The following is a 12418-nucleotide window of genomic DNA, read 5'->3' as shown; positions in this document are numbered from 1 at the left end:
CCCCGCAGAGAGTGGGAGGGGGCCTGCCATCTCCATTCTATTCCGCCGCCGGGAGAGGGCTCACAGCAGCAACAGCCACACCGTCCAGCCCAGAGAGGCCAGAAGGGCCCCCGCCGCTCCCCAGACGGGACCGGGCAGCCGCTCCAGCCGCCGGTTCCAGGCCCGACCCTGCTTGAGATAGCCATCCGCCGCCTGACGGGCCTCCTTCAAGACCCGGTCGGCGCTGACGCCCTCCCGGGCCAGAGCCTCCTCCTTGACAATAAAAATGGCCTCCTCAAAGAGCCGGGGGTCCGGGGACTTGACCAGGATGACCTGGCGGGTGATGCCCTTGACCATATCTGCCACATCCTTTCCGGGGATCCACATTCCCAATCATGGAACTAGTGTGTCCACTTTTTGGCCGGTATATTCTCCCTTGTCCCACCCGTAGACTAGGCGTGGAGGAAAAGGGGGGACGTTGTGAAGGAAAAGCAGTGGCAGCGGCTGGCAGGGCTGGCTCTGATTTATGTGGTAAATGTGGTCCTGATCTGGCTTGCCCAGAAGCTGTGAAAGAAAGAGGGGGAGCGGTCAGCTCAGGAGCAGCTCCAGCTCCTCAATGGTCAGGCCGGGCTGGAGGGCCAGATCGATGGCGTAGCCGATGATTTTGGACAGGTCGCCCACCTGACTGTCGATGTCCTTGGGGGTGACCAGCAGGTCCCGGCCTTCCCCAAGATCGGGCAGTTCTTCCACGCCCATCAGATCGGCAGCGAGGGTGGCGGCATCCACCACCGTGGGAACCCCGATGGCGATAACGGGCACGCCTAGGGACTTCCGGTCCAGCCCCATCCGGTGGTTGCCCACCCCGGAGCCAGGGGTGATGCCGGTATCCGTCAGCTGCACGGTCCGGCACAGCCGGTGGAGGGAGCGGGAGGCCAGAGCATCCACGGCGATGACACAGTGGGGACATATCTTTTCACACAGGGACTGGATCAGCTCGCCGCTTTCCACCCCCGTGGTCCCCATGACCTCCGCCGCCAGGGAGGCTACAGGCCGGAAGGCGCCAAACGTCTCCGGCATCTGGCGGACCAAGTGCCGGGTTACCAGAGTGTAGTTGTGGACCTTGGGGCCGATGGCGTCCGGGGTGATGGCCCGGTTGCCCAGCCCGGCCACCAGCACCAGCCCCTGGGGAGGAATATCCTTCAGCAGCAGGGAGAGCTCGGCGGCCAGGGCCTGTATCGAGCGGGCGAAGATGTCCCCCTCCCGGCTGGCCAACCCCTCCAGAGTGAGAGTCACATAGCGGCCCTTGGGCTTGCCAAGGGCCTTTTCCCCCTCCTGGTCCAGAATGTCCACTGTGGTGACAGGCAGGCCCTCCCGTTCTCCATCCCTGGCCTCCACCCCAGGCAGCTTGGTGGTCTCTCCGGCGCTCTCCTGCCACAGCTCTCTGGCTTCCAGGGCCAGGTCGGTCCGGCGCATAGTCATGACCATCCCTCCTTCACGCTATATCTTGTGCGGATGATTTCTTTGCGCCCCTAGTCTTTGCGGCACATTCCGTTCTATCCAAAAAATCTGGAAAAAATGAAAAAAACAGTTGATTTTTTCAAAAACCGATGGTACAATACATATCTGCACAGGCGTACTGTGCTCAAATCAACGATAAGATCGGAGGAGGTGTTTGGTTTGCCGAATATCAAGTCTGCCAAGAAGCGTGTGCTGGTCAATCAGGCCAAGGCCGCGCAGAACAAGGCCGCGAAGTCCGCGCTGAAGACCGAACTGAAGAAGTTTGACGCCGCTGTGGCGGAAGGCAACCGCAGCGAGGCCGATGTCGCCTATAAGGTGGCCGTCAAGGCTGTGGACAAGGCCGCTGCCAAGGGGCTGCTGCATAAGAACAACGCTGCCAACAAGAAGAGCAGCATGACCATCAAGCTGAACAAGCTGGCCTAAGGGCCGATGTGGGGAAAGCCGTCTGTACTGACAGACGGCTTTTTTCGTATCTGAATCAAAACACGGGGACGAAAGTTCGTCCCCGTGCCGAGAGCAGTATTTTATTCACCGCGCGAGAGGAAAAATGACTGTGGCGGTGAACAGGTCCGCCTCTGTGGTGATTTCCAGCACACCGCCGCAGGCCTGGGTGAAGGAGTCCGCGATGGACAGCCCCAGACCGGAGCCGCCGTCGGTCCGGCTCTCATCCCCCCGGACAAAGCGGGCGGTGTAGTCCACTCCCGGCTTTAGCTCGGCGGCGGAGGTGTTCTGCACGCTGGCCCGGGCCTGTTCCCCCTCCACGGTCAGGGTCAGATAGACCCGGGAGCCGGGCAGGGAGTATGCTAGGGCATTGGACAGCAGATTCTGGAAGACCCGGTACAGCCGGTCGCTGTCCGCCGTGATGGGGATACCCTCATCCGGGATGGAGGGCCGCAGGACCAGACCGCTGTTCTGAATCGCCTGGTCCATGTCCGCCAAGGTCTGTCGAAGCAGCCGGCCCAGGTCCAGCCGCTCCAGTTTTACCGGAAGCTGACCGGTAGCGGCCTTGCTTACCTCGAATACATCCTGAACCATAGCCCGCAGCCGATGGGCCTTTTCCTCCAAAATAGCCACATATTCGCTGGCCGGGGGATTCAGGGGCTCCTGGGCCAGCAGCTCGGTGTAGCTCAGGATGGAGGTCAGGGGGGTCTTCAGATCGTGGGATACGTTGGTGACCAGCTCTACCTTCATCCGCTCGCTGCGGGTGCGCTCCTCCACCGCCTGGTGGAGGCCCTGCTGGATGTGATTCAGGTCGTCGGCCAACTGATAAAGGCCGTGATCCGGGGGCAGATCCAAAGGCCGGTCCATTTCTCCCGCCCGGAGCCGGGCGGTGTGGTTGGCCAGGGCCCCCAGGTCAGTCCAGATATTCTTCTGTCGCCCCAGGGCCCATACCAACAAGAGCAGTGCCGACATACAAGGTCCTAGCACTAGGAAATACCACCACAGGGGATCGGGCCAGCCCTCATTTGACACAATAACTAAAAAGAGATAGCCCGCCATCAGTCCCAGCGCTCCGAAGGTCAGCCCCGTCAGCCCAGCCAATCGGCTCATTTGCTTCTGGATAGGACGACTTAGCTCCCGGGCGGCCAGCATTCCCAGCACGCCGTGCCGCCAGGGCTTTTTGTTATACCGCCAGTCGTTGATGATGAGCAGGTATAGTCCCCAGAGCACCGCCAGCAGGCCGGGAGCGTGGTCTGCCAGCTGGGGCAGATACTCCCGCAGCAGCCAGCCGTGGTTCTCCGACAGAGTGGTCACCGCCGTACCGATGCCAATGGCCTGCTCAAAGGAGTAGCCGTATTCGTAAACGGGTTCGACAGAGACCCACTCTCCCGTTTCGGGGTCATAGGTAGCGGCGGAGGTGGAGCCAGAAGCAGTGCTTTGTGGCGTGTCGCTGTACACCAGATCCTGCCATACATCCCCCAGATACTGCGTCCGGGGCATACAGAAAAACACCAGCAGGAAAGCCAGGACGAGCTTCGCCTCAAACCATATCCTTCCCGTCCCACGGGCCAGAAGTCGGTCGGCCCGCTGTTTGTCCTTCCGCAGAAGAATATACACCAGGAACAGCGCCCCTCCCACACCCATGCAGGCGGCGTGGGCGAGGATCGTTTCTCGATAGATCTGTAAATTTTGCTTTAAATAATACAGCTCGTTATACTCTTTTGTCCCGGAATTGCCATAGTCCCCCCTAATAAAGATATGCGGCTCGTCGATGACCGCCATGGTTACCCTGACTTTGCTCCCTGCCTCATCTATGGTAAAGTTTTTGTAGCCGGGGACATACCACTGATAGGGCTCGTCAATATTCTGATAGCGGTAGTAGCCATCACCATAGATGTCCAGCTCGACACCGTCCCGCCAGGCCCGGACCTTCGCTCCGTCGAACTGGAGCAGGAATCCATAGCCATCGGGGAGCTGTGCCGCCGTTGTAGAGGAGGTCAAAGTGTCACTGTTGCTGTAAAGTTCTTTTCCTTCTCGCTCAATGCGGTAGAGGATGTTCAAGTCTTCCTTCATGACGTTGTGAAGAGAGCGGACCTTTGTATCCCGTAGCCCCCAGTCGCCCCCGTCATAGCCATTGATATCCCCAAAGACATCGCCTCCGGCGCCCATAGTGATCAGCTGCACCAGCCGGGCGCTGATAAAGCCCTGAAACTCTGTGGTATCCCGCCAGTCGGCTTGGAAGCTGTCGGAGATCCACCGGCGGCTGCCAGAGGAGGTCAGCGCCGTGCCAAAGTACAGGGCCCCCTCCAGAAGCATGGAGATCCCCAGCAGGAAGGCCAAAAACCCGGCAGCCGCTCTACTTTTTTTCCATTTTGTATCCAATGCCCCACACCACCTTCAAATAGTCTGGTTCCCGAGGATTCAGCTCAATTTTCTCCCGAATGCGGCGGATATGGACCATTACCGTGTTATCGGAGGCGAACGCGTCTTCCCCCCAAACCCGGCGGTAGATCTCCTCCGCTGGAAAGACCCGGCCCAGGTTCCGCATCAGCAGGTCCACGATGCCTGTTTCGGTGGCGGTGAGACGTACCTCATCCCCATCCGCCGTCAGGGCGCGGCGGTCCGGGTCATAAACCAGCCGGCCATTGACGATGGCCCCAGCGGGGGCGGCATTCACATCCCCCAGCCGGGTATACCGCCGAAGCTGACTGCGGACACGGGCCACCAACTCCTGGATGCCGAAGGGCTTGGTCATATAGTCGTCCGCCCCCATGGACAGGCCAAGCACCTTGTCGCTCTCCTCACTCTTGGCGGACAGGAGAATGACGGGCAGGTTCCGGCGCTCCCGGATGCGGAGGACGGCGGACAGGCCGTCCAGCCTGGGCATCATCACATCCATCAGAATGAGCCGCAGGTCCGGGTCCAGGGCCTTGTCCAGCGCCTCCATGCCGTCGTAGGCCCGAAGCACCCGGTAGCCCTCCTTCTCCAGGGCGGCGGCGATGGCCCCCACAATCTCCCGGTCGTCGTCCACCACCAGGATAGCCGCTTGTTCAGCCATGAAAACAGCTCCTTCCTCGGTCACTGGATACAGGATAACAGAGATTTCTTACAGATTTCAGCGGATATCTCTTACAAATCTCTTACAGTTTACGACGGATACCCCAATTCATCAAGGGGATTTTCCCAGACAGGCCGGGGGATCAGAGGGAAGAAAGACCTCGCCCCCCGAAAACATACTTTTTTTGACAGGCGGGACCAGTACAATGGTCTAAGAAGGAGGGACCTCCTATGGTGAAAAAGCTGATAACATTTCCGCCCGTGGCCCTTGCTCTGGAGATGGCCCACACCTACATCCGGGTGGGTGTGGCCCGGTCGGCGGCGGCCCTGTCCTATTTTTTAATTTTGACTCTGTTTCCCATGCTGTTGTGTGTCAACTACTTCATTGGGCTGTTCCATCTAGACTTGGAGCAGCTCCTGACCGCCCTGGACCAGTTGCTCCCCGCCCAGGCTCTGGCCATTATGGAGGACTATCTGGCTTACGCGGCGGACATCCAGTCCCCAGCCCTGTTGGCCGCCGGACTGTTTACCATCCTGGTTTCAGCTTCCGCCGGCATCCGGACGCTATTCCTGACCATGGACGAGCTGTACCAGGTCAGGCGGAACAACGGCCCGGCCCGGTTTCTTCTCAGCCTGGGGCTGTCTCTGCTCTTCCTGCTGACCATCTACCTGTCCGTGGTGGTAATCTTCACCGGGGACTGGTTCTTTGGCCTGCTTCAGACCCATCTGCCCCCCAGAGTGGTGGAGCTGATCCCGCTGCAGGCGCTGTCCGGGCTGTGGCGATGGACCCGCTATCTGTTGCTCTTCTTCTTTTTCCTGCTGCTGGTGCTGGTGATCTATCGGGTAGGGACGCCTAGAGACCGGGCCGGGCGTCGGATCGTGCGGGGAGCCGCCCTGCTGGCCTCCCTGGCCATGGTGGCCTGCTCCGTCCTCTTCTCTTGGTTTATCGGCCTGTCTTCTCGGTATACCTTGGTGTACGGCTCCTTGGCCTCGCTGATCATCCTGCTGGTATGGCTGTATTTCTGCGGAAATATCCTGCTTTTGGGGGCAATCTTCGGCCAGGTTGCGGCCCGGAGGGGAGAGAGGAGGCGGCAGGGACCGCCCGCGTGAGATGCGGGCCGCCCCATCCCGCAGCCTCCCAGCGTGTGGACATTTTCTCGGCCGGACACACTTTCCAAACCGGCAGGGATGTGTTACACTTTTTACAATAGTATCCCGTGCCACACGGGCGCGGAGAAAGGCGGGCCCACTATGAATGACAAGCTGATTCGTCAGATCACCAGCGAGATCGCCGAGGCCCTGGTATCCCGAAAGCTGGCCGCGATTCCCAACCGAAAGGCCGCCCAGGCCCTGCTGAAGTCCTGCGGCATGGCCGAGAGCCTGGCGGCCCTGTTTCCCATCCGGGAGCGGTTGAGCTGCGTACGGGTGCTGGAGCTGTGCGCCCCGGTCCTGGAGCGTCTCTGTCCCCAGGGACCGGAGAAGGGGTGGGAGCCCTTTATCTATCAGTATGTGTGCCGGCTGATGTTCCCAGAAAACGGCTTTGCGCCGGAGGCCGGCCGGTATGCCCAGGGGGCGGAGTTCTATCTCACCGTACTCCAGGTCCTGCTGGACCATGAGCGGGCTGCCCTGCCCTTTGACCCAATGCTGGACTTCCAGTTTTTGACGGAGGAGGAGTACTCCCTCTGCGACCAGGCAAAGGAGTACCGCTGGTTTCTGGCTGCGTGGCGGGAGGAGTTCGTCTACGAACTGATGCGGATGGGATTGGAGGTTACTCCCTTCCGTGCCCTGAATCATATTGCCGGCGTTCACTATATCGCTATGACGGCGGCCAGAGGTCTGGCGGAGGCTCAGGTGGACGTGGATCTGGCCCTGATCTCCGCCGCGGCCGCTGCCCACGATGTGGGCAAATTCGGCTGCCGGCCTGGGGAGCGGGTGCCCTACCTCCACTATTACTATACTGACCAGTGGCTGCTGGGCCGGAAGATGGAGGCGGTGAGTCACATCGCCTCCAACCACTCGACCTGGGATCTGGAGTTGGAGTCCCTGTCTGTGGAGTCCCTGCTTCTTATCTACGCCGACTTCCGCTGCAAGCAGGAGCGGGACCAGGAAGGAAACGAGGTGACCACCATTTTTCCCCTGGATCAGTCCTTCCAGGTCATTCTGTCCAAGCTGGACAATGTGGACTATGAGAAGCGCCGCCGGTATGAGTTCGTCTATGGAAAGCTTCATGACTTCGAGGACTATATGCGTTCACTGGGGGTAGACGTGGACCTCACTGGCCGCCCCCAGCCTCCGCTGCCCCACAAGGACCCGGCGCTCATGGATCCGGAGGAAACGCTGGAGGGGCTGATTCTGCTGTCGGTGGATCACAATCTGCGGCTGATGCACATGCTGTCCAACGAGCAGAAGTTTGGCAACATCATCGAGGAGGCCCGCTCTGTCAAGAGCTGGCAGCAGCTGCGGGCCTATCTGAATATCTTTGAGGAATATTTTACCTATCTGTCTGTCCGACAGAAGACCCAGGCCCTGTCCTTCCTCTACGAGCTGCTGATGCACCGTGAGGGCGATATCCGCCGCCAGGCCGGTGGCCTCATCGGCCAGCTGATCGCCCGTTTCCACCTGGTGTACCGCAAGGAGGTGCCCGCCGACGCCCAGAGCGACCCGGCGGAGGAGGTACCCTTTACCCTGTGGGAGCAGTATCTGGACATGATCATTTTTCCAGACCACAAGACCACCCCTCAGCAGCGATCCCACATCGGCTATACTCTGAAGCTGGTCATCGGTTCTATGCTGGACCACGCCCGGCCGGGAGATATTCCCCGGTTCCTGGGGGCCTTTCTGCGCTATTTTGAGACCCCAGAGGACACCATCCCAGACACCGCCTTTACCCTGCTGGATGCGGTACGTTACCTGCCGCCCCAATACTACGGAGATGACGTCCGTGGCAGGCTGATCGAGTTTGCCGCCCACTTTATCAGGTCCGACGACCTGCGCCTGGTCACCGCCGCCCTGGAGTTCCTGCGGGAGGCGGAGCGGTCCATCCCTCGGAGCCATCCCCAGATGGCCCGCATCGCCCAGGTGGCCCGACAGGCTGGCTCCGACCAGCTGACCACAATTTTCCTGAAGTATAAGATCTTAAGCCGGGCCGGGGAGGACGCCACCCCTCTGGAGCAGACTCTGTACCAGTTGGACATCACCAGCGAGGTCTTTTTGGACAACCTAAAGACGGCTACCCCCTGGATCGTCAAGGTGGCCGGCGTGGAGCTGCTCCGGGACCAGGTGGAATACGGGATGCGCACCCATATTCTTCACATCGCCACCCACTTTTCCAACCTGGTCAAGGTATCTGAGCGGGTGGTGGTCCGGCATACCGCCGGCTCCGCCCTGGTACGCACTCTGTCCCTGCTGCGCCGGGACCAGCGCAACGAGGTAGTGGTGGAGCTGGGCAAAGGGCTGGAGATGGGACAGTACGAGATATCCAAATATATCCCCCAATACCTGGGGGAGGCCGCCCTCTATCTTTACCCCTCTGAGCTGGACGAGCAGGTGCTTTGGCTCAAGGGGCTGCTGGGCTCCCCCAACGACTCCGCCGTATCCGGCGCCCTGAATACCATTGGAGTCCTCTTACAGCACTATCCCGCCTACCGGGATCGCTTTCCTGAGCCGGACAAGCACTACGAGGGCCGGCGGCAGGAGCTGCTGGGACTGCTTCTCCAGGGGCTGGCCCACTATCGGGAGGCAGTGCGGCAGGAGGCCCTGCTGGTGACTGGCAAGCTCCTCTTTGAGTCCCCCATCCTGGACATGGAGGAGAAGGCCCGGCTCTTTGCCCTGTGCTACCGCAAGCTCCTTTTCCTGACACAGGAGACCACGGGGCACAGCGGCTTGACCTTCTTCTACCGGGCCGCCGCCCTGGCCCATATCAACAGATTCATCGCCCTGCGGCGGTTGGACCAAGGGCCTTTTCAGTTCTCCTGCCCCACGAAGATCGCCTTTTTCCCTGGCACCTTTGACCCCTTCACCCTGTCCCACAAGGGCATCGTCCACGCCATCCGGGACCTGGGGTTCGAGGTCTATCTGGCTGTGGACGAGTTCTCCTGGTCCAAGAAGGCCCAGCCCCACCTGGTCCGCCGGCAGATCGTCAACCTGTCTATTGCCGGGGACTTCCACGTCCACCTGTTCCCGGACGACATCCCGGTGAATATCGCCAATCCCAGGGATCTGAAGCGGCTGGTGGAGCTGTTTCCCGGACAGCAGGTCTATATCGTGGCGGGCAGCGATGTGGTGGCCAACGCGTCCTCTTACAAAACGGAGCCCAGGCCCTTCTCCATCCACCACATGGACCACGTCATCTTTCGCCGGGCGGGAGAGGCGGAGCTGCCGCAGCCCCTGCCCATCACGGGGCGGGTCATTCAGCTCCAGCTGCCCCACCATCTGGAGGACATCAGCTCCTCCCGCATCCGGGAGAACGTGGACCTGAACCGGGACATTTCCAACTTCATCGACCCGGTCATTCAGGACTTTATCTATCAAAACGGCCTCTACCTCCGGGACAGCCAGGACAAGCCCCTGCTCTATGCCGGGGACTTGGAGTTCCAGTGGGTGAAGGACCCCTCCCCGCTGCTGCTGGCGGACATCACCGCCGGTCATCCCGAGGGGGAGGCCCTGCGCTCCGCCATTATCCGGAAGGGGGACCAGCTTCTCCTTCTCCACCGTACCGGGGAGGAAGGGAAGCTGCTGGGCTATGCCAGCTACCGCTATCTGGCCTCCTCCGACCTGTTCCCGGCTACCGAGGACCCGCGGCTGGCGGACCGCCTGCGGCTGCGGGCGGGGGGAAAGGTGCTGCTTATTACTACCCTGTCTGCCGACCGGACCGACCGGCATAAGGACTACGGCCAGCTCATCCTGAGCGAACTGCTGGCCCGAGCTCTGGAGGAGGAGTATGTTTACGCCGTGTTCTCCCCCCACGACGGAAAGCTGCCTCAGGAGCTGGGCGACATCCTGTCCCGGTCCGGCTTTGTGGACCGGGAGGGGGGCGGTACCGCCATCTGGGAGGTGGATATGCGGACGCCCACAGTGCTTATCCAGAATTTGGAGACCACCATTCAGGAGCCTCTGTCCGGCAATCCCAGGGTGCTGTCCGCTATCCGCCGCGGGCACGAGCGGCTCCAGCGGGCTATGACCGGCCTTTATCCCGGCTGCCTGGTGCTGACTTTGTCCACCGATATCATCCACCACCGCCTGCTGGAGAAAATCACGGCTTATAACAATGTCCCCGCCACCCCCACCACCCCCAGGACGCTGGGCGAGGATATGTGTGTCCCCTTCGGCAAGATGCTCCGGGGAAAGATTGTGCCCAACACGGTGACCAAGACCATCCACACCGACAAGGTGTTTACGCCTGATCTGTCGGAGAGCGTGATGGAGGCGTTCCCATACTATGCCCCCATCCCCAGCCAGATCCGCACCATCAAGTCCTTCAATCGCCCGGTTATCCTGGTGGACGACCTGATGCACCCCGGCTTTCGGATGGGGAGTCTGGACCCCATCCTTCGCCAAGAGGGGGTGGATATCCGTATGGTGCTGGTGGGTATCCTGTCCGGCTATGGCCGGGATCTGATGCGCTCCTGGGACCGGCCGGTGGACTGCGTCTACTTCCTGCCCCGGCTGCGCCAGTGGTTCGTAGAGGCCACCCTGTATCCCTTTATCGGCGGCAATACGGTCCGCCGGCCCGCCTCCCCGGTGCCGGGGCTGCTGCCGGGCATCAACCACATCCTGCCCTATGCGGCGCCGCCCTACCAGGATGAGTGCGGTCGGGAAGCTGTCTTTCAACTGTCACGCACCTGCCTGGAGGCCGCTCTGGATATGATGCGGGTGCTGGAGCGGGAGTACCGGGTCCTCTATGGCCGCAACCTGACCCTGTCCCGGCTGCCAGAGGCGGTCGTCCTGCCCCTGTGCCCGGACAAGGGTACCTGCTTGAGCTACGACCCCAATTTGTCCCCCTCCGTCTATCTGGAGAACGACCTGGAGCAGCTTCTCCGTCAAAACGGATGACAGCGGAGCTGCCACGCTTGTGCCCCCTGTGTCCCAACCGCTGAAACTGTAAAAAGGACAGGTGATCTGTATGTATTATTACCGCTGGAAAGGGGCTGCCCTGGTTTCTCCAGCCCCTCTGGAGGGCTTCGGCCCTGAAACCGATCCTGCCGCCGACGGCCCTATTTTTGCCCTGGTGCCCGGAGATCCGGTTCTGGGCCGGGGCTCGTTCCGGGTAAATCACCCCGGCCAGCTGCTGGCCGGCCACGGGCTGGAGGCGCTGGATGCCTCCCGCCTGCCCTGGGTGGAGGCGGACCCGGCCCTGTCTGCCGCCATCACAGAGGGGCGGCTCACCGCCGTCAACCCTGGCCGGGCGGGGTGGGAGGCCCTCCTCGCCGCCTCCCCCAAAGAAGGGAAGAAACGGGTGAATCTCCTGGCCATCGGTGATGTGGGCTCCACCCTGCTCACCGGGCTGAAGCTGCTGGGGGGAGATGTGATCTCCTCCATCGGTATCTGTGACCTGTCCGACCAGATCACCGCCCGGTGGGAGTTTGAGATGGGGCAGATCTCCCTGCCTTGGGAGTACAGCGCCTTCCCCGAGGTGGAGATCATTTCTCCGGAAAATCTCTTTGACTGCGACCTGTTCGTCTTTGTGGCCTCCCGTGGTATTCCCCCGGTGGGCTCCCAGGTGAAGGATGTGCGGATGGCCCAGTTCGAGGCAAACGCCGCCATCGTCAAGGGCTACGCCCGCATGGCGCGGGAGAAGAAGTTTCAGGGACTGTGGTGCGCGGTGTCCGACCCGGTGGACCCCCTGGCCAAAACCGCCTATCTGGAGAGCAACCGGGACGAGAATGGAAACTGGGACGGCCTCGGCCTGCGGCCGGAGCAGGTACAGGGCTTCGGCCTGGGGGTGATGAACGCCCGGGCGGCCTACTTTGCCAAGCGGGACGCCAGATTCGCCTCCTTTCTGACAGAGGGCCGGTCCTTCGGGCCCCACGGCACCGGGCTGACCATCGCCAACTCCATCAAACATTATGATGAGGCCGTCTCCCAGGAGCTGACCCGCCTCACCGTCACTGCCAATCTGAAGATGCGGGAGATCGGCTTTAAGCCCTATGTGGCCCCCGCTCTGTCCTCCGGGGCCCTGTCTCTGCTGCTTACTCTCCGGGGGGAGTGGCACTGCGGTTCTGTCTTTCTGGACGGGGTCTATATGGGGGTGAAAAACCGTTATACCCCGGCAGGAATCGAAACAGAGCTGCTACCCCAGATCCCGGACCCTCTGTTTGGGCATATTAAGGATGCGGCGGAACACCTGAAAGAGATTTTGTAGAGAGCGGCATCCTCGAAGTCTGGCCTTTTCCGCCCGGCCTCTTTTTAACATTTACTGTAATAA

Annotated in this window: 8 protein-coding genes; 4 read left to right on the top strand and 4 right to left on the bottom strand. The window is 61.1% G+C overall.

Features of this window, described 5'->3' with window-relative positions:
* Positions 1–60 precede the first annotated feature (60 nt).
* Complete coding sequence (locus tag ACEVJK_RS09690; protein WP_147573036.1) at positions 61–336, bottom strand: translation initiation factor 2; 276 nt, start codon at positions 334–336, stop codon at positions 61–63.
* Between the two features lie 231 nt (positions 337–567).
* Entirely contained in the window at positions 568–1458 is an 891-nt protein-coding gene (gpr, locus tag ACEVJK_RS09685; RefSeq protein ID WP_147572798.1) for a GPR endopeptidase, read from the bottom strand.
* A gap of 198 nt (positions 1459–1656) precedes the next feature.
* Between gpr and rpsT the strand changes: the two genes are divergently transcribed.
* Complete coding sequence (gene rpsT, locus ACEVJK_RS09680; protein WP_147572797.1) at positions 1657–1920, top strand: 30S ribosomal protein S20; 264 nt, start codon at positions 1657–1659, stop codon at positions 1918–1920.
* Positions 1921–2025: 105 nt separating this feature from the next.
* On the opposite strand, the gene ACEVJK_RS09675 is transcribed toward rpsT, so the two are convergent.
* Both ACEVJK_RS09675 and ACEVJK_RS09670 read right to left on the bottom strand, forming a co-directional pair.
* Entirely contained in the window at positions 2026–4320 is a 2295-nt protein-coding gene (locus ACEVJK_RS09675; protein WP_240288692.1) for a HAMP domain-containing sensor histidine kinase, read from the bottom strand.
* Complete coding sequence (locus ACEVJK_RS09670; protein ID WP_147572793.1) at positions 4295–4996, bottom strand: response regulator transcription factor; 702 nt, start codon at positions 4994–4996, stop codon at positions 4295–4297. The genes ACEVJK_RS09675 and ACEVJK_RS09670 overlap by 26 nt, the downstream gene beginning before the upstream one ends.
* Positions 4997–5226: 230 nt before the next feature.
* On the opposite strand from ACEVJK_RS09670, the gene ACEVJK_RS09665 reads away from it, so the two are divergent.
* The 3 genes from ACEVJK_RS09665 to ACEVJK_RS09655 all read left to right on the top strand — a co-directional run bounded on the left by ACEVJK_RS09665 (position 5227) and on the right by ACEVJK_RS09655 (position 12355).
* Positions 5227–6105: a YihY/virulence factor BrkB family protein gene (locus tag ACEVJK_RS09665; protein ID WP_207721904.1), complete on the top strand. Its 879-nt coding sequence runs from the start codon at positions 5227–5229 to the stop codon at positions 6103–6105.
* 141 nt (positions 6106–6246) lie between these two features.
* Positions 6247–11046, top strand: a complete 4800-nt coding sequence (locus ACEVJK_RS09660; protein ID WP_374740446.1) for a nicotinate-nicotinamide nucleotide adenylyltransferase — start codon at positions 6247–6249, stop codon at positions 11044–11046.
* Between the two features lie 70 nt (positions 11047–11116).
* Positions 11117–12355: a lactate dehydrogenase gene (locus tag ACEVJK_RS09655; protein WP_240288688.1), complete on the top strand. Its 1239-nt coding sequence runs from the start codon at positions 11117–11119 to the stop codon at positions 12353–12355.
* The last annotated feature ends 63 nt before the right edge of the window (positions 12356–12418 follow it).

It is taken from the genome of Flintibacter sp. P01028 (assembly GCF_041925235.1).
GTDB lineage: Bacteria > Bacillota > Clostridia > Oscillospirales > Oscillospiraceae > Lawsonibacter > Lawsonibacter aceti.
Note: the sequence above shows the minus strand (reverse complement) of the source record. Positions and strands in the feature narration are given on the sequence as shown.